General features: G+C 72.6%; 19 protein-coding genes. 7 read left to right on the top strand and 12 right to left on the bottom strand.

Features of this window, described 5'->3' with window-relative positions; all coding sequences use genetic code 11:
• The coding region (locus AB0M52_RS15385) for a sigma-70 factor domain-containing protein (RefSeq protein ID WP_363953614.1) at window positions 1-420 on the bottom strand (420 nt) is incomplete at its 3' end.
• Between the two features lie 358 nt (window positions 421-778).
• Here AB0M52_RS15385 and AB0M52_RS15380 point away from each other — a divergent pair.
• Complete coding sequence (locus AB0M52_RS15380) at window positions 779-1,567, top strand: sporulation protein (RefSeq protein ID WP_363953612.1); 789 nt, start codon at window positions 779-781, stop codon at window positions 1,565-1,567.
• A 26-nt stretch (window positions 1,568-1,593) separates the two neighbouring features.
• Here the strand turns inward: AB0M52_RS15380 and dtd are convergent, their stop codons facing one another.
• Both dtd and AB0M52_RS15370 read right to left on the bottom strand, forming a co-directional pair.
• Window positions 1,594-2,016, bottom strand: coding sequence for a D-aminoacyl-tRNA deacylase (dtd, locus tag AB0M52_RS15375; protein WP_363953608.1), 423 nt, complete (start codon window positions 2,014-2,016; stop codon window positions 1,594-1,596).
• Complete coding sequence (locus AB0M52_RS15370; protein WP_363953606.1) at window positions 2,016-3,500, bottom strand: methyltransferase; 1,485 nt, start codon at window positions 3,498-3,500, stop codon at window positions 2,016-2,018. The genes dtd and AB0M52_RS15370 overlap by 1 nt, the downstream gene beginning before the upstream one ends.
• A 180-nt stretch (window positions 3,501-3,680) precedes the next feature.
• Between AB0M52_RS15370 and AB0M52_RS15365 the strand changes: the two genes are divergently transcribed.
• On the top strand, window positions 3,681-4,901 hold the full coding sequence (locus AB0M52_RS15365; protein WP_363953604.1) for a S8 family peptidase: 1,221 nt from the start codon (window positions 3,681-3,683) through the stop codon (window positions 4,899-4,901).
• Window positions 4,902-4,965: 64 nt separating this feature from the next.
• Here AB0M52_RS15365 and AB0M52_RS15360 read toward each other — a convergent pair whose 3' ends face one another.
• From AB0M52_RS15360 to AB0M52_RS15350, 3 genes are all read right to left on the bottom strand, one after another.
• On the bottom strand, window positions 4,966-6,030 hold the full coding sequence (locus AB0M52_RS15360) for an ABC transporter ATP-binding protein (RefSeq protein ID WP_363953602.1): 1,065 nt from the start codon (window positions 6,028-6,030) through the stop codon (window positions 4,966-4,968).
• Window positions 6,031-6,106: 76 nt separating this feature from the next.
• Complete coding sequence (locus AB0M52_RS15355) at window positions 6,107-7,642, bottom strand: iron ABC transporter permease (protein ID WP_363953610.1); 1,536 nt, start codon at window positions 7,640-7,642, stop codon at window positions 6,107-6,109.
• Between the two features lie 65 nt (window positions 7,643-7,707).
• Window positions 7,708-8,763: an iron ABC transporter substrate-binding protein gene (locus AB0M52_RS15350; protein WP_363953601.1), complete on the bottom strand. Its 1,056-nt coding sequence runs from the start codon at window positions 8,761-8,763 to the stop codon at window positions 7,708-7,710.
• Window positions 8,764-8,888: 125 nt separating this feature from the next.
• Here AB0M52_RS15350 and AB0M52_RS15345 point away from each other — a divergent pair, with 125 nt between their 5' ends.
• Complete coding sequence (locus AB0M52_RS15345) at window positions 8,889-9,470, top strand: HhH-GPD-type base excision DNA repair protein (protein WP_363953599.1); 582 nt, start codon at window positions 8,889-8,891, stop codon at window positions 9,468-9,470.
• Window positions 9,471-9,500: 30 nt separating this feature from the next.
• Here AB0M52_RS15345 and AB0M52_RS15340 read toward each other — a convergent pair whose 3' ends face one another.
• Window positions 9,501-9,812, bottom strand: a complete 312-nt coding sequence (locus AB0M52_RS15340) for a hypothetical protein (protein WP_363953597.1) — start codon at window positions 9,810-9,812, stop codon at window positions 9,501-9,503.
• Window positions 9,813-9,814: 2 nt separating this feature from the next.
• Window positions 9,815-10,114 carry a hypothetical protein gene (locus AB0M52_RS15335; protein ID WP_363953595.1) on the bottom strand — a complete coding sequence of 100 codons (300 nt, stop codon included), beginning with the start codon at window positions 10,112-10,114 and terminating at the stop codon, window positions 9,815-9,817.
• 105 nt (window positions 10,115-10,219) lie between these two features.
• Here AB0M52_RS15335 and AB0M52_RS15330 point away from each other — a divergent pair, with 105 nt between their 5' ends.
• Window positions 10,220-10,576: a DUF3099 domain-containing protein gene (locus AB0M52_RS15330; RefSeq protein WP_363953593.1), complete on the top strand. Its 357-nt coding sequence runs from the start codon at window positions 10,220-10,222 to the stop codon at window positions 10,574-10,576.
• A gap of 74 nt (window positions 10,577-10,650) precedes the next feature.
• Here AB0M52_RS15330 and AB0M52_RS15325 read toward each other — a convergent pair whose 3' ends face one another.
• Together AB0M52_RS15325 and AB0M52_RS15320 are read right to left on the bottom strand one after the other, a co-directional pair.
• Window positions 10,651-11,586: a PfkB family carbohydrate kinase gene (locus tag AB0M52_RS15325; RefSeq protein ID WP_363953592.1), complete on the bottom strand. Its 936-nt coding sequence runs from the start codon at window positions 11,584-11,586 to the stop codon at window positions 10,651-10,653.
• A complete protein-coding gene (locus tag AB0M52_RS15320; protein ID WP_363953591.1) occupies window positions 11,583-12,518 on the bottom strand; it encodes a pseudouridine-5'-phosphate glycosidase in 936 nt (311 codons plus the stop codon). Before AB0M52_RS15320 ends, AB0M52_RS15325 begins: the two co-directional genes overlap by 4 nt.
• Before the next feature lie 88 nt (window positions 12,519-12,606).
• Between AB0M52_RS15320 and AB0M52_RS15315 the strand changes: the two genes are divergently transcribed.
• From AB0M52_RS15315 to AB0M52_RS15305, 3 genes are all read left to right on the top strand, one after another.
• A complete protein-coding gene (locus tag AB0M52_RS15315; protein WP_137778123.1) occupies window positions 12,607-12,825 on the top strand; it encodes a DUF3039 domain-containing protein in 219 nt (72 codons plus the stop codon).
• Window positions 12,826-12,853: 28 nt separating this feature from the next.
• Window positions 12,854-13,507, top strand: a complete 654-nt coding sequence (locus AB0M52_RS15310) for a trimeric intracellular cation channel family protein (RefSeq protein ID WP_363953589.1) — start codon at window positions 12,854-12,856, stop codon at window positions 13,505-13,507.
• A 269-nt stretch (window positions 13,508-13,776) separates the two neighbouring features.
• Window positions 13,777-15,504, top strand: coding sequence for a DEAD/DEAH box helicase (locus AB0M52_RS15305; RefSeq protein WP_363953587.1), 1,728 nt, complete (start codon window positions 13,777-13,779; stop codon window positions 15,502-15,504).
• Window positions 15,505-15,663: 159 nt separating this feature from the next.
• Here AB0M52_RS15305 and AB0M52_RS15300 read toward each other — a convergent pair whose 3' ends face one another.
• Complete coding sequence (locus tag AB0M52_RS15300) at window positions 15,664-15,897, bottom strand: hypothetical protein (RefSeq protein WP_093410327.1); 234 nt, start codon at window positions 15,895-15,897, stop codon at window positions 15,664-15,666.
• Between the two features lie 244 nt (window positions 15,898-16,141).
• The coding region (locus AB0M52_RS15295; protein WP_363953585.1) for a sigma-70 family RNA polymerase sigma factor at window positions 16,142-16,702 on the bottom strand (561 nt) is incomplete at its 5' end.

Genomic DNA, 16,702 nt, shown 5'->3' with positions numbered 1-16,702 from the left:
GTAGTCGAATTTCTCGACGGCGCGGATGAGGCCGAGGTTGCCTTCCTGGATGAGGTCGAGGAAGGCCATGCCGCGGCCCGTGTACCGCTTGGCGATGCTCACCACCAGCCGGAGGTTGGCCTCCAGCAGGTGGTTCTTCGCGGCCCGACCCTGCCGCGCGACCAGTTCCAGGTCGGCGCGCAACTCGGCCGAGACCGGGGTGCAGGTGGCCAGCTTCTCCTCGGCGAACAGCCCGGCCTCGATCCGCTTCGCCAGGTCGACCTCCTCGGCCGCGGTGAGCAGCTTCGTCCGGCCGATTCCGTTCAGGTATGCCCGGACCAGGTCCGTGGAGACGCCGCGCTCATCGGTGGCGTCCAGGTCGGTCAGGGTGTCGGCGCCGTGCTCGGTCTCGGTGCCGGCGCGCATCCGGTGCTCCATCATCTGCATGGCCATCTTCGTCACTCCCCGTGTCCACGTCCGTACCGTGTCGCCCCCCGGCCGAGTGCCTGCCGGTGACACACAGCTTGGCGGTTGGGGCGTAAAACGGGAGTGAGGCGATCGGGGACCCGACAGCCTTTCGTCTATCGAGCGGGAACCACCGGGCCGGTCGACACGGTCGGTGATGGCACGCCAACACGTTCGGTGATGCAGGCCGGCGGGTGGGTCGGGTCCGCGCGGCGGTTCGGCTGGTTCGGCCGGTTCGGCTTGTCGGATCCGGTTACCGTGCCAGCGGTCGGCCACCGCGCCGGCGTGGCCCGTCCCGGCGGGTGAAACGGGCGATCAAGCGATGGGAGCAAGTGTGGTCTTCAAGCGGCTCATGCAGGCGATGGGGGTCGGCGGCCCGTCGGTGGAGACGGTCCTGGCAAACCCGAACTGCCGTCCGGGCGGCCAGTTGGAGGGCACCATCGCGGTGACCGGAGGCGACCACGGAGTGGACGTCTCGTACCTGGCACTGGGGCTGCTCACCCGGGTCGAGGTGGAGAGCGGCGACAACGAGTACGTGACCAACCAGGAGTTCCACCGGCAGCACGTCACCGGCGCGTTCCGGCTGGAGGCGGGGCAGCGGTACGACGTCCCGTTCCGGTTCGACGTGCCCTGGGAGACCCCGGTGACCGAGCTGTACGGGCAGCATCTGCACGGGATGACCATGGGACTGCGTACGGAGTTGGAGGTGGCCCGCGCGGTCGACAAGGGTGACCTGGACGCGGTCGCGGTGCACCCGCTGCCGGCCCAGGAACGCCTGTTGGAGGCGCTGCTGCGGCTCGGCTTCCGGTTCGCCCGGGCCGACGTGGAACGGGGGCACATCTACGGCGTCCACCAGACGCTGCCGTTCTACCAGGAAATCGAGTTCTACCCCGCCCCGCAGTACGCCGGCAGGATGAACCAGCTGGAGGTCACCTTCATCGCCGACCCCCGGCAGATGCAGGTGGTGCTGGAGCTGGACAAGCGCGGTGGCCTGTTCACCTCGGGCGGGGACGCCTTCGGCCGGTTCACCGTCGACTACGCCTCGGTCGAGCAGACCGACTGGGCCGCCCAACTCGACGCCTGGCTGCGCCAGTCCCTGCACCGGCGCGGCCTCTTCAGCTGACTGCGAGCACGGCGGGGTGGGGCGGGTCAGAGGTCGAGGAGGAGGGTGCGAGGGCCGATGTTGACGCTCTCCACCAGCATGTGCGTACGGAACCGGCCGGTGTGGACCGTGGCGCCGCGTTGCCGCAGCGCCTCGACCACCGCCTCGACCAGCGGTTCGGCCACCTCGGCCGGCGCCGCCGCGGTCCAGCTCGGGCGGCGGCCCTTGCGGGCGTCGCCGTAGAGGGTGAACTGGCTGACCACCAGGATCGGCGCGTCGGTGTCGGCCGCGGACCGCTCGTCGTCCAGGATCCGCAGCTCGTGCACCTTGCGGGCCAACGTACGGGCGGTCTCGACGGTGTCGGTGTGGGTCACCCCGACCAGCACCAGCAGCCCGTCGGAGATCGCGCCCACCACCTCGCCGTCGACCGTGACGCTGGCCCGACCGACCGTCTGCACCACCGCCCGCATCAGGCCGCCACCGGCTCGACGAAGCCTCGTTCGACCAGGTGCGCCACGATCGGTCCGGCTGCCTCGGCCAGCTCGTCCACGGTCACGTCGTGCGCGACGGCGAGCAGCGCGAGCTGGTCGCGCAGCGGCAGCGCCCCGTCGGCCCCACCCACCAGGGCCAGCACCAGCGGGTCGATTTCCTCGGTCCAGCGCAGCCCGTGCGGCATGGTGAGGACCTGCCGGTCCACTCCCCAGCCGTCGGGGCCCATGGTGGCCTCCTGGTGCAGCCGGAGCCCGTCGGCGGCGCGGTAGCGCGCGGCCAGCAGCCCTTCGGTGTCGCGCCCGTGCAGCCAGCTCTGCCGGTCGAACCAGGCGGCGATCCGGTCGCCCATCGGCGCCTCCACCCGCTGGCGCAGGTCCTCCACCCGCAGGGCCGGGTCGTCGTGGCCGGCCCGGCGCAGCGAGACGATGCCGAAGCCGATCGCCTCCACCTTGTGCGCGTCGAACCAGTCCAGCCAGTCGGCCATGCGCTGCGGGTCGGCGGCCTCGCCGACGTCGGTCAGCCACAGGTTGACGTACGCCATCGGGTCGGCGACCTCGCGCTGGATCACCCAGGCGTCCAGGCCGGTGCCGGCGAACCAGCCGGCCACCCGCTCGCCCCAGTCCTCGCCGGTCACGTGCACCCAGTTGGCGAGGTACTGCATGGTGCCGCCCTCGGTGAGCAGCCCGGGCGCGGCGGCGGCCAGCTCGGCGCCGATCGCGTCGCCGACTCGCCCGGAGTCGCGGTAGACGTGCGTGGTGGTGCCCGGCCCGACCACGAAGGGTGGGTTGCTCACCACCAGGTCGAAGCGGCGGCCGGCGACCGGCGCCACCATGTCGCCCTGCAGCAGCTCCCAGTCCTGGCCGTTGAGCGCGGCGGTGGTGGCGGCGAAGCGCAGCGCGCGCTGCGAGAGATCGGTGGCGGTGACCCGCCGCGCGTGGGTGCCGAGGTGCAGCGCCTGTACGCCCGATCCGGTGCCCAGATCGAGGGCGCTCTCCACCGGCTGTCGGATGGCGGCACCGATCATGGTCTGGGTCGCCCCGCCGATGCCCAGGACGTGCTCGGCGTGCAGCGGGCGGCCGGGGCGGGCGCTGGCCGGCACGTCCGCGAGCACCCACCACTCGTCGCCGTACGGTTCCAGGTCGAGCCCCATTCGCAGCCCGTCACCGTGCCGTTCGACCAGCCCCGCGTCGAGCGCCTCGGTGATCGACAGTGGCGCCAGCGCGGCCGCCACGGCGGCCTCCGGCTCGGTCTGCTCGCAGATGAAGACCCGGATCAGGGTGGCGAGCGGGTCCCGGTCGGCCGTGGCGCGCAGGGCGGCCCGGAAGTCGTTGCGGGCCACCCCGCCGGTGGCCTGCGGGCCGAGTCGCAGGGCGATGCCGTTGGCGGTGAACGCGGCCCGGGTCAGGGCGGTCCGCAGTGCCTCGACGCCGGCGGGGGAGAGCAGCATGTCGTGTCCGTCCACACCCGTCATCCTGCCTGGTGGCGCCGGGCCCGGGTGCGGCCGCCCGTGACATTCTCAACCAATCGACGAACATCTCTGTCATATCTATCGATCAAACGCTAGCATCTCCTGCAACTCAATCCGAGGGGCGGACCGTCCGGCCAGAAGCCCGGTCGGCCGCCCAGGCAAGGGAGGCAGACGATGTCCTCAGAGTCCACCGCGCGACGGCGCTTCATTCGGGCGTTCGCCGTCGTCGCCACCGCGGCGGCCGTCTCCGCGGCCAGCGTCACCCCCGCGCTCGCCGCGCCCACCGGCGAGATCCGCGGCGCCGGCGCGTCGAACGCGATCAGCGGAAGCTACCTCGTCGTCCTGCGCACCGACGCGGTCGGCGCCGCCGGCACCTCGGCGGCCCGCACCGCAGTGCCGGACCGGGCCAGTTCGCTGGTGAAGCGGTACGGGGGCAGTGTCTCCGACGTGTACAGCGCGGCGCTGACCGGCTTCGCCGCCAAGATGACCGCAGCCCAGGCGGCCCGGCTCGCGGCCAACCCGGCGGTTGCCTACGTCGAGCAGGACCAGGTGGTCACCATCCAGGCGACCCAGAACAACCCGACCTGGGGCCTGGACCGCATCGACCAGCGGAACCGGCCGCTCAGCGCCACCTTCACCTACCCGAACACGGCCTCGAACGTGCGGGCCTACATCATCGACACCGGCATCCGGACCACCCACAACGACTTCGGCGGCCGGGCCACCTGGGGCACCAACACGATCGACACCAACAACACCGACTGCAACGGCCACGGCACCCACGTCGCCGGCACCGTCGGCGGCACGACCTACGGCGTGGCCAAGCAGGTCCGCCTGGTCGCGGTGAAGGTGCTCAACTGCTCCGGCGGCGGCACCACCACCAGCGTGGTCAACGGCGTGAACTGGGTGACCGCCAACGCGGTGAAGCCGGCCGTGGCGAACATGAGCCTCGGCGGCGGGGCCAGCAGCTCCATCGACAACGCGGTGGCCAACTCGATCGCCTCGGGCGTCAGCTACGCCGTGGCGGCGGGTAACTCCAACGCCAACGCCTGCAACTACTCGCCGGCCCGTACCTCGACCGCGATCACCGTCGGTTCGACGACCAGCACCGACGCCCGGTCGTCCTTCTCCAACTACGGCTCGTGCGTGCACATCTTCGCGCCGGGCAGCAGCATCACGTCGGACTGGCACACCAGCAACACCGCGACCAACACGATCAGCGGCACCTCGATGGCCTCGCCGCACGTGGCCGGGGCCGCCGCCCTCGTCCTGTCGGCCAACCCGTCCTGGACGCCGGCGCAGGTCAAGACCTACCTGATCAACAACGCCACCACCGGCGTGGTGACCAGCCCCGGCACCGGCTCGCCGAACCGCCTGCTGTTCGTGGTCAACTGACCATGACGTGAACCGGCCCGGCGGACGGCTCGACCCGATCCGCCGGGCCGCTTCGTGTTCCGGGTCAGTTCGCCAGGGCAAGGGCCGGGCGGCCGGAGACGTCGTCCGCCGGGAAGGCCCGCGCCGCCCCGTCCACGTGCACCGTCACCTCACCACCCAGCGGCACGGCGGCATCGCCGTCGAGGATCCGGGCGGTGATCCGGGTGCCGTCGGCCAGCCGGAGCCCGATCAGCGCGTCGTGGCCGTGGAAGTCGTGCCGCAGGACGGTCGCGGTGACCCCGCCCGGGCCGGCGGCGAAGCGGACCTGCTCGGGGCGGACCAGCACGGTGACCGGGCCGTCGGCCACGGCCCCGGTGACCGGGACGACGCCCAGCGCGGTGCGGGCGGCGCCGTGTTCGGCGATCGCCGGCAGCAGCACGGCGTCGCCGACGAAGCCGGCCACCCACGGGTCGGCCGGCTCCCGGTAGACCGTGGTGGGCGCGGCGGCCTGGACCACCCGCCCGTCGCGCAGCACGACCACCTTGTCGGCCACCGACAGCGCCTCGCCCTGGTCGTGGGTGACCAGCACGCCGGTCGCGCCGTCGGCGCTCAGCGCCTCGCGTACGTCGTGCCGCAGCCCCGCGCGCAGCCCCGCGTCGAGGGCGCTGAACGGCTCGTCCAGCAGCACCACCGACGGCCGGGGCGCCAGGGCGCGGGCCACCGCGACCCGCTGCTGCTGCCCGCCGGAGAGCTGGTGCGGCATCCGCTCGCCGTAACCGGCGAGCCCGACCAGGGCCAGCACCTCCTCGACCCGGTCGGAGCGGCGGGCGGCCCGGTCCAGGCCGTAGCCGACGTTGTCCGCCACGCTCAGGTGCGGGAAGAGCGCCCCCTCCTGGGGTACCACCGCGATCCGGCGTCGGTGCGTCGGCAGGTGCCGGCCGCCGCCCGCGACCCGGGTGCCGTCGATGTGGATCTCGCCCGCGTCGAGCCGCTCGAAGCCGGCCAGGCAGCGCAGCAGCGTCGTCTTGCCGCACCCGGAGGGGCCGAGCACAGCGGTCAGCTGGCCGGACGGTACCGCGAGATCCACCCCGGCCAGGGCGGTGACCCGCCCGTACCGCTTGACCACGCCGCTGAACACGACGTCGCTCATGCCGCCACCTCGCTCCGCTCGGCGTCGGCCTGAGCGTTTTCCGCGCTGCGTTGCCGATTCGCTCGCTGACGCTCGCTCATGTCCCGTCCTCCTTGTCGAGCAACCCGCTGCGGGCGACCAGCAGCCAGGTGGGCAGTGCCGAGATCGCCACCAGTAGCGCGGCGTAGGGTGCCGCCGCCGCGTACGCACCGACGGCCGTACTGGTCCACAGCTCGGTGGCCAGGGTGTCCGTGCCGGTGGGGCGCAGCAGCAGGGTAGCGGGTAGTTCCTTCATGCCGGTGAGGAAGACCAGCGCGGCCCCCGCGCCGATGCCCGGCAGGGTCAACGGCAGGGTCACCGTCCTTAGCACGCTCCACGGCCCTCGGCCGAGCGAGCGGGCCACTTCCTCCAGCCCGGCGGGGGACTGGGCGGCCGCACCGGCCACCGCACCGACCGCCAACGGCAGGAACAGCGTGGCGTACGCCAGGGCCAGCAGCCACCGGGTCTGGTAGAGCGGGTACGCGACGTTGATGCCGAAGAAGATCAGCGAGAGCCCGATCACCACCCCGGGCAGGGCGTGGGCCAGGTAGGCCAGCCGGTCCAGCACGGTGGTGAGCGGGCCCGGCGCCCGCGCCGCGAGCAGGCCCAGGGGCAGCGCCAGCAGCATGGTCAGCGCGGCCCCGGCCAGCGAGACGGTCAACGAGTTCCCGGCCGCGGCGAGCACCTCGGGCAGCGCCCCCGGGCGGGACACCCCGGCCGCGAGGCGCCGTCCCAGGCTGACCGCCGGCACGCCGAGCGCGAGCCCGGCGACGCCGAGCAGCGCCGCCAGGACCGGCCAGCGGGCCGCCCCGAGCGGCAGTCGCGGCGCGGGCCGTCGGGTGCCGCCGAGCCGGGCGTACCGGGCGCCGCGCCGGCGGGTCGCGGTCTCGCCGGCCAGCAGCAGCACGGTCAGCGCCACCAGCACGCTGGAGAGCACCAGCGCTCCGGTGCGGTCGAAGCCCATGTCGAAGGCGACGAAGATGGCCCGGGTGAAGGTGTCGGCCCGCAGGATGGAGACCGCGCCGAAGTCGGACAGCACGTAGAGGGCGACCAGCAGCGCGCCGGCGGCGGTGGCCGGGCGGATCTGCCGCAGCGTCACCGAGGTGAAGGTCTGCCAGCCGCTGCGGCCCAGCGACCGGGACACCTCCTCCTGGGCCGGGTCCGCGCCGCGCAGCGCGGCCGCGACCGGCAGCAGCACGTACGGGTAGGAGCAGAGGGTGAGCACCAGCGCGGCCGGCCAGAACCCCTCCAGCCGGGGCATCGCGGAGACCCAGGCGAAGGCGGCGATGTAGGTGGGCACCGCCAGCGGCAGCGCGGCCAGCACGGCGAAGGCCCGGCGGCCGGGCAGGTCGGTGCGGGTGACCAGGAACGCGGTGCCGACGCCGAGCAGCACGCAGCCCGTGGTGACCACCGCGGCCAGCCCGAGGCTGCGCAGGGCGAGCAGCCCGACCCGCTCGGACCACAGCTCCTCGGCGATCCGGTCCCAGCCCGCCTCGGCGGTGCGTACCGCGAGGTAGGCCAGCGGGATCAGGGCGACGGCCACCGCGGCGGTCGAGGCCGCGAGCAGCGTGGGCCTCGGTGCCAGCCGGCGCAGCCGGCCGGGTACGCCGGACAGGGCCGACCCGGTGCGGGTCGGCCCTGCGGTGGTCGTCGGAGCGGTCAGGGGACCAGCCCCGAGTTCTTGATCATGGCCACGGTGGCGTCCAGCGTGTCCAGGTCGTTCAGGTCGATGTCCGGCACCGCCAGGTCGGCCAGCGGCGGCACGTACGCCGGGCCGTGCACGCCGGCGACCACCGGGTACTCGAAGGTCTGCTCGGCGAAGTACGTCTGGGCCTCGGTGCCGAGCATGAAGTCCACGAACTTCTGCACGTCCGGGTCGGTGGCGGAACGGTTGAGCACGCCCAGGCCGGCCACGTTGACCAGGGCGCCGGTGTCGCCGCCGGGGAAGAAGTGCAGCTTGACCTTGAGCGCGTCCGGGGTGGTGCCCTGCTCCTTGGCGACCTCGCCCAGGTAGTAGTGGTTGACCAGGCCGACCGGGACGATGCCGCTGTTCACGTCCTCGACGATCTTGACGTTGCCGTCGCGGATCTGCGGGTCGTTGGCCTTGAGCCCGGCCAGGAACTCCTCGGCCTTGGCGTCGCCGTGCTGCACCCGGATCGCGGTCACGAACGCCTGGAACGAGGCGTTGGTCGGGGCGACCCCGACCTTGCCCTTCCACTCCGGTCCGGTCAGGTCGAACACCGACTTCGGCAGCTGGTCGGCCGAAACCAGATCCGGGTTGTACGCCAGCACCCGGGCGCGGGCGCTCAGGCCGACCCACTGGCCGTTGCCGGCGCGGTAGGTCGGCGGCGCCTTCGCCGTGGTCGCCTCGGGCAGGGTGCTGAACATGCCGCGCTTGGCGACGGTGCCCAGCGCGCCGGCGTCCTGGGCGAAGAACACGTCGGCGGGGGACTTGTCGCCCTCCTCGATCAGCTGCGCGGCGAGCTGCGCGGTTGTGGCGTAGCGCGGCTTCACGGTGATGCCGGTCTGCTCGGTGAACTTCTCCAGCAGCGGCTTGACCAGCTGTTCGTTGCGCCCGCTGTAGACGGTGATCTGTTTGTCGTCCGGCTTGCCGGGATCGGCGGCGTCCTCGTCGCCGGATCCGCAGGCGGCCAGGCCGAAGGTGAGTAGGCCGGCGGCGAGCAGCACGCTGGTGGTGCGGCGGGTGACGAGCACGGTGGACCTCTTCTTCCGGGTCAGGAACGACCAACGCCGGAGAAGTTAGCACAGCCTAACCTCACAGTGAACCGGGATGGGTGTTGGATCACGTCCTTGGCCTGACGTGGGGGCAGGATGGAGGCATGACTCTCGCGCTGCCCATCGACCCGGAGGCGAACCAGCTGCTGGCGCGCAGCCCGCTGGCTCTGTTGGTGGGGATGGTTCTTGACCAACAAGTCTCGATGGAGAAGGCGTTCTCCTCGCCGTACGTGCTGGCCCAGCGACTCGGCCACGACCTGGACGCCCGGGAACTCGCCGGGTACGACCCGGAGGCCCTGGTGGCGCTCTTCGCCCAGCCGCCGGCGCTGCACCGGTTTCCCAAGGCGATGGCGGCCCGGGTCCAGGAGGTGTGCCGGGTGCTCGTCGAGCGCTACGACGGTGACGCCGCCCGGCTCTGGGCCGATCCGGCGGACGGCCGCGAGTTGCTCGCGCGGATCGCCGCCCTGCCCGGGTTTGGTCGACAGAAGGCGCAGATCTTCCTCGCCCTGCTCGCCAAGCGGTTCGGGGTGCGGCCCCCGGGCTGGCAGGAGGCGGCCGGCGGCTACGGCGACCCGGAGGCCCACCGATCCGTCGCCGATGTCACCGACGCCGAGTCGCTGCGCCTGGTCCGGGAGTACAAGCAGCAGATGAAGGCGGCGGCGAAGGCAAAGGCCGCCGGCGACTGAATTGACGTCGCCGGCCAGGGGCGGTGGTTGTCAGGCGGCGCTCGGGTGGGCCAGGGAGGCCAGGGCCCGCCGGACGTCGGCCAGCGAGACGGTGGTGGAGTCGTCCAGGTCGGCGAGGCCAGCCTCGATCCACTGCCGCATCAGGGTCGTCACGCCGATGCCCCGGGCGTCCGCGGCCGCACGGACCCGTTCGTAGGTCTCCAGCGGCAACCGGACCGAGCGGCTGACCATCGGGGTGTCGCTGTCCGGGGTGGGCAGCTCCACCGGGCGGCTCTCGTCGATCAACTCGGCGAGCCGGTCACCGCCGCTGTGGAACTGCTTGGTCGCGTCGTGACGGTTCATCGTCACCGCCTCCTCGTCTCCGGAGATCTCCGCACGGCCTCGTCGTAGCGTTTGGCCTCGACGTCGCTCAGCTCGCAGGCGGAGAGGATGTCCCAGTCGTTGTCGGTCCCGTCGGCCTCGGCGAGCAGCACGGCCACCCGGCGCCCGCGAGCGGTGGTGGCGTAGACCACCATCACGTCGTCACCCAGGTGGCGGATGACTCGTCGGCTGCTGTGCAGCGCCTCCCAGACTTCCCCCGGCGTGACGTCGTAGACCCTCAGGTTGGCCAGCGCCTCGTCGGTGAAGCTGAACCTGCTGCCCACGGGGCGAGCGTACCACGTACGTAACACGAAGCTTGGCGGCGGCGAACCTCGTCGCCCGCCCGGTCGGAGTGACAGGATGGGGGCGACCCCCGAGGAGGTACCACGGTGAAGCGTCAGGCGTACCAGCCGATCCTCATCACCGATGCCTCGCGCAGCCAGGACGACCAGCTGACCAGCCGGCAACGGCGATACGTCGCGATGATGGGCGTCCGGGTGGCGTGCGTCATCGTCGGCGCGATCCTGGTCGGTGCGAAGGCACCCCTGCTCTGGCTCTGGCTGCCCCTGGTCGCGCTGGGCATGGTGCTCATCCCGTGGCTCGCGGTGCTGCTGGCCAACGACCGGCCGCCGAAGGACCGGCACCGGCTGGCCGGCCGGTACCGGCCGCGGCCGGAGGCGGACGCCCCGCCGATGAGCCTCACCGCCGAGGAGCGGCCCCACAAGGTCATCGACGCCGAGCCCTGACGGACGGGCCGGGCTGGCTGGGCAACCAACCCGGTCCGGGCCGACGGGCCGGCCGCCGAAGACCGGCGGGTGGCTCAGCCGGCCGGCCGGGCGCCGATCTGGGAGACCGCCGACGCGCCGAGGTCGGTGGCCCGGTCCAGGGCGGCCTCCGGCGTCGCCCCGGCCAGCCAGGCGGCCAGCAGCCCGGCCGCGAAGGCGTCCCCGGCGCCGGTCACGTCGACCACCGCCACCCGGCGGGCCGGCGACGCGGCGACCGTGCCGTTCCGGTCGACCCAGGTCGCGCCGGCACCACCCCGCTTGACCACCACCCGCCGGGCCGCGGCGACCAGCGCCCGCCCCTGGGCCGCCGGATCGAGCCCGCCGGCCAGCACGGTCGCCTCGTCGGTGTTCACCAGCAGCAGGTCGACCTCGCGGACCCAGGACAGGAACGCCGCCGCCCCGGCCGCGCGCAGCGGCACCGCCGAGGCGGCGTCGACGCTGATGGTCAGGCCACGCTCGCGGGCGACGGCCAGCGCGCGTAGGCCGGCCGGGCGGGAGTCCGCGTCCAGCAGGGTGTACCCGGACAGGTGCAGGTGGGTCGCGTCCGGCGGGCCGGCCAGCGCCGCGTCGACGTGTTCGGGGCGCAGCCGCACGTTCGCGCCACGCTCGGTGATCATGGTGCGCTCGTCGCCGGCGGCCAGCACGATCACGGTACCGGTGGCGCAGCCGGCGATCCGGTCCACCGCGCAGTCGACCCCGGCGGCGGTCAGCTCCGCCGTCCGGTCCCGTCCCGCGGCGTCGTCACCGACCGCGCCGACCAGGGTCACCGGCACGCCCTGCGCGGCGAGCCAGGAGGCGGTGTTGGCGGCCTGCCCGCCCCCGGAGAACTGGATCGCCGCCGGGGTGTCCGAACCGGCTGCCGGCGGAGCGCCCAGCACCGCCACCACATCAGTGATCACATCGCCGACGACCAGGACCCGGCCGGCGCCGCCTCGGGCTGCCGCCTCGCTTCGCTCGCGCCGTCCGGTCACGCCGGTGCGGCGCCGCGGCGGCTGGCGGCGGCGACCGCGATCCGGGCGGCGAGGTCGGCGTTGCGCAGGATGATCCGGACGTTGACCGCCAGGCTCGCGCCCTGCGTGGCGGAGTGGAAGTGGGCCAGCAGGTACGGCGTCACGGCCTTGCCGCTCACCCCGTCGCGCTCCAGCAGGGCCAGCCCATCGGCGAGCGTGCGGTCGTGCAGGCCCGGGTCGAGCTGCTCGTCGACGGGCAGCGGGTTGGCGACGATCAGCCCGCCGTGGTGCACGCCGTGCTGCTCGCGGGCGGCCAGCGCGTCGGCGACCAGCTCCGGCGAGTCGACCGACCAGTCCAGGTCGAAGCCGCCGTCGGTGATGAAGAAACCCGGGAACCGGCGGGTGCGGTAGCCGACCACGGCCACCCCGAGGGTCTCCAGGCGCTCCAGCGTCGCGCCCACGTCGAGGATCGACTTGACCCCGGCGCAGACCACCGCGATCGGGGTCCGGGCCAGGGTGACCAGGTCGGCTGACTCGTCGAAGGTCTGCGCGGCCTCGCGGTGCACCCCGCCCAGGCCGCCGGTGGCGAACACGCCGATGCCGGCGGCGGCAGCCACCGCGCTGGTCGCGGCCACGGTGGTGGCGCCGTCCGCGCCGGTCGCGGCGGCCACCGCGAGATCACGTACGGAGAGTTTGGTCACGCCGTCCGCGGTGGCCAACCGGGTCAGCTCGGCATCGTCGAGGCCCACCACGAGTTCACCGGCGACCATGCCGATGGTGGCCGGCACCGCCCCCGCGTCGCGGACCGCCTGCTCGATCTGCCGGGCCACCCGCAGGTTGTCCGGCCGGGGCAGGCCATGCGAGACGATGGTGCTCTCCAGGGCGACCACCGGACGGTGCTCGCGCAGCGCGCGGGCCACCTCGGTGCCGTAGCGAAGGTGAAAGTCGGTCACAGTCGCCCACCGTACGCTCGCCACCCGGCTCACCTCAGGTGGACCAGGCCAGGGTGACCTGCCAAACTTGTCGGTTGGAGGTGCAGACGTGAGCACACAGGTCCTCGAGCGTCCCGAGCTGAAGGACGCCGACACCGGTCCGGAGATGTTCCACTACGTCCGGAAGGAAAAGATTGCCGAAAGTGCCGTCATGGGCACCTTCGTCGTGGCGCTGTGCGGAGAGACATTTCCGGTCACCAAGTCGCCCAAACCGGGTTCGCCGGTCTGCCCGAAGTGCAAGGAGATCTACGACTCGTACCGCGAGTGATCCCGCGCCTGCGGCGTAGCCTGCGGCGGTGACCACCTCCACCGCCCTGCTCCTGGCCGACCTGGCCGGGGTCGCGGTGTTCGCCGCCTCGGGGGCCTCCGCGGCGGTGGCCAAGCGGCTCGACCTGTTCGGCGTCGTCTTCGTCGGCTTCGTCGCCGCCCTCGGTGGCGGGATCGTCCGAGACCTGGTGATCGGCAAGGTTCCGCCGCTGGCCTTCGCCGACTGGCGTTACGCGACCACCGCCGCCGTGACCGCCGGGGCGATCTTCTGGCTGCACCCGCAACTGGCCCGGCTGCGCACCACCGTGCTGGTGCTGGACGCGGCCGGGCTCGGCCTGTTCACCGTCACCGGCACCCTCAAGGCCCTGGATGCCCAGGTGCCGGCGGTCGGCGCCTGTCTGATCGGCATGCTCACCGCGATCGGTGGCGGGCTCGTCCGCGACCTGCTCACCGGCGAGATACCGGTGGTGCTACGGCGGGAGATCTACGCCGTCGCGGCGCTCGCCGGCTCGATCGTGGTCGCGGTCCTGTACGGCCTGGGGCAGACCGGGCCGATCCCGCTGACCGCCGCGGCGGTGCTGATCTTCGGCGGACGCCTGGTGGCGCTGCGTCGGCGCTGGTCGGCCCCGGTGGCCACGCTGCGCCCGCCACGCACCGGCACGCCCGGCCCGCCACCGGAGTGAACCCTTCGCACCTTCCCGTGCGGTCCGTCGGGCCGGCAGGCGGGGTGCCGCGCGGCTCAGGTTGCGAAGGGCGTCAGTGGTGAAGGGCACCGCCTGACTCGTGTGGCGTCGCGTGGGCGCCACGGCGGGTCCTGGTTATGCTGAGTCGGCCTTCGCGGCTTTCTGCGCGGAGGCGTTTTCGTGGGGCGGCTACCGTGCCCCCCGGCCCGGGTCCGCCAGTCGGGACAACGTGCGGTCGGGACATCGTGCGGTCGGAGAGGAGCCAACGCGTGGCAGCCCGGATGCCGGCGCTCGAGACGTTTCCGCCCCTACGTGCCTGGCAGCGCAAGGCTCTGGTGGAGTACCTGCGCCGCCGTGGCGAGGACTTCACCGCGGTCGCCACGCCCGGCGCCGGCAAGACCACCTTCGCCCTCCGGATCGCCGCCGAGCTGCTCGCCGACGGCACCGTCGAGGCGGTCACCGTGGTCGCGCCGACCGAGCACCTGAAGGCCCAGTGGGCGGACTCGGCGGCCCGGGTCGGCATCCAGCTCGACGCCGCGTTCCGCAACGCCGACCTGCACTCCTCGGCGGACTTCCACGGTGCCGTGGTCACCTACGCCCAGGTCGGGATGGCGCCGCAGGTACACCGGCGGCGGACCATGACCCGGCGCACGCTGGTCATCCTGGACGAGATCCACCACGCTGGCGACTCCCGCACCTGGGGCGACGGGGTGAAGGCGGCCTTCGAGCCCGCGGTACGCCGGTTGATGCTGACCGGCACCCCGTTCCGCTCCGACGACAACCCCATCCCGTTCGTCAGCTACGAGCGGGGCGGTGACGGACTGCTGCGCTCCCGGGCCGACTCGGTGTACGGGTACGCCGACGCGCTGCGCGACGGCGTGGTGCGGCCGGTGCTGTTCCTGGCGTACTCGGGGGAGACGCGGTGGCGTACCAACGCCGGGGAGGAGTTGGCGGCCCGGCTGGGCGAGCCGATGACGCAGGACCTCGTCGCCCAGGCCTGGCGTACCGCCCTGGACCCGGCCGGCGACTGGATGCCGCAGGTGCTGCGGGCCGCCGACGCCCGGCTGACCGTGCTGCGGGCGGCGGGCATGCCCGACGCGGGTGGCCTGGTCATTGCCACCGACCAGCAGACGGCCCGCTCGTACGCCAAGCTCATCGAGCAGGTGACGGGGGAGAAGGCGGCCGTGGTGCTCTCCGACGACGCGGGGGCCTCGGCCCGGATCGCGACGTTCGCGGCGTCCGAGCAGCGATGGCTGGTCGCGGTGCGAATGGTGTCCGAGGGCGTCGACATCCCCCGACTGGCCGTCGGCGTCTACGCCACCAGCGCCAGTACGCCGCTGTACTTCGCGCAGGCGATCGGCCGGTTCGTCCGGGCCCGCCAGCCGGGGGAGACCGCATCGGTCTTCCTGCCCAGCGTGCCGCACCTGCTCGGGCTGGCCAGCGAGATGGAGACCGAGCGGGACCACGTGCTCGGCAAGCCGTCCGACCGGGAGGGCTTCGACGACGACCTGCTGGAGCGGGCCCAGCGCGACGACCAGGCCAGCGGCGAGCTGGAGAAGCGTTTTGCCGCGCTCTCCGCCACCGCCGAACTGGACCAGGTGATCTTCGACGGTGCCTCCTTCGGCACGGCCGCCCAGGCCGGCACGCCCGAGGAGGAGGAGTACCTCGGCCTGCCGGGGCTGCTCACCTCCGAGCAGGTGGCCGCGCTGCTGTCCAAGCGGCAGGCCGAGCAGTTGGCCGCGCGGCGGCGTCGGGCCAGCGACCGGACATCCGAATCGGCGGCACCGGCGGCCCCACCGGCACCGATGAACGCCGCTCAGCGTCGGGTGGCGCTCCGGCGCCAGCTCAACGCCCTGGTGGCGGCCCAGCACCACCGCACCGGCCAGCCCCACGGCAAGATCCACGCCGAGCTGCGCCGCCTCTGCGGCGGTCCCCCCAGCGCCCAAGCCACCATCGAACAACTCGAAGAACGCATAGCCACCGTCCAGACCCTCTAACCCCATTCCCACCCCTGCCGCGTTGATCAGGCGGCGTCCCGCTCACCGGCGTGTCGCGACGCAAAATCCTTGATCAACCCAAGGTGGGTGGGGAGTACGCAAAAGCCGGCCGGAGACATCCTCAGGATGTCTCCGGCCGGCTGGGTCGGGTTGTGGGTCTCAGTTCGCCATCAGGTCGGCGCCGCGCCAGGTGAACTCCGGGTCCGTCGCGTACCGCACGGTGATCTTCACGAGATCCTCGGCGTACTTGTTGGCGTGGTGCCCACAGAACACCAGCTCACTGCCACCCGCGAGGGTGATCCGGAGCTTGCCGGCGGCATTGCAGCGGTCGCACCGTTCATCGGCGGCCGGGGGGCTCACCGTCTCGGGCGGCGGCGTGAGGGTCGGGGTCATCGCCTTCCTCCTCTGGTCGTCACCGATGAACACTCTCTTCGGTCTTGGTCACCTATCGTGCAACACCCTTGTCGGGCCTCGCCTTCCCTGTGTGCCCGCGGGGGACCGAGGTCACACATGGCACGGACAGTGTGCCGTGCACCCAGGGTGCCACGTCAACGATCACATTCGTGCAACCGCTCGATCACCATCTGGCGTTGCACGCCAGGTGGTCAAAACGACACGATCGGTTGACGGGCGCTGATCAGTCGAGGTAGTCGCGGAGCACCTGGGAACGCGACGGATGCCGCAGCTTGGACATCGTCTTGGACTCGATCTGCCGGATGCGCTCGCGGGTCACGCCGTAGACCTGACCGATCTCGTCCAGGGTGCGCGGTTGGCCGTCGGTCAGGCCGAACCGCAGGCGTACCACGCCCGCCTCACGCTCGGACAACGTCTGGAGCACCTGCTGAAGCTGGTCCTGCAGCAGCGAGAAGGAGACCGCGTCGACCGCCACGACGGCCTCGGAGTCCTCGATGAAGTCGCCGAGCTGACTGTCGCCCTCGTCACCGATGGTCTGGTCGAGCGAGATGGGCTCCCGGGCGTACTGCTGGATCTCCAGCACCTTCTCCGGTGTGATGTCCATCTCCTTGGCCAGCTCCTCCGGGGTGGGCTCGCGGCCCAGGTCCTGGAGCAGCTCGCGCTGGATCCGACCCAGCTTGTTGATCACTTCGACCATGTGCACCGGGATGCGGATGGTGCGGGCCTGGTCGGCCATGGCGCGGGTGATGGCCTGGCGGATCCACCAGGTGGCGTAGGTGGAGAA

This window comes from Micromonospora sp. NPDC051296 (genome assembly GCF_040682255.1).
GTDB classification, from domain to species: domain Bacteria; phylum Actinomycetota; class Actinomycetes; order Mycobacteriales; family Micromonosporaceae; genus Micromonospora; species Micromonospora craterilacus.
Note: the sequence above shows the minus strand (reverse complement) of the source record. Positions and strands in the feature narration are given on the sequence as shown.

Bases quoted from the DNA above. Each gene is read 5' to 3' on its own strand.
- AB0M52_RS15300 (WP_093410327.1), bottom strand. From the start codon at position 15,897: ATGACCCCGACCCTCACGCCGCCGCCCGAGACGGTGAGCCCCCCGGCC.
- AB0M52_RS15360 (WP_363953602.1), bottom strand. From the start codon at position 6,030: ATGAGCGACGTCGTGTTCAGCGGCGTGGTCAAGCGGTACGGGCGGGTC.
- dtd (WP_363953608.1), bottom strand. From the start codon at position 2,016: ATGCGGGCGGTGGTGCAGACGGTCGGTCGGGCCAGCGTCACGGTCGAC.
- AB0M52_RS15345 (WP_363953599.1), top strand. From the start codon at position 8,889: ATGACTCTCGCGCTGCCCATCGACCCGGAGGCGAACCAGCTGCTGGCG.
- AB0M52_RS15365 (WP_363953604.1), top strand. From the start codon at position 3,681: ATGTCCTCAGAGTCCACCGCGCGACGGCGCTTCATTCGGGCGTTCGCC.
- AB0M52_RS15340 (WP_363953597.1), bottom strand. From the start codon at position 9,812: ATGAACCGTCACGACGCGACCAAGCAGTTCCACAGCGGCGGTGACCGG.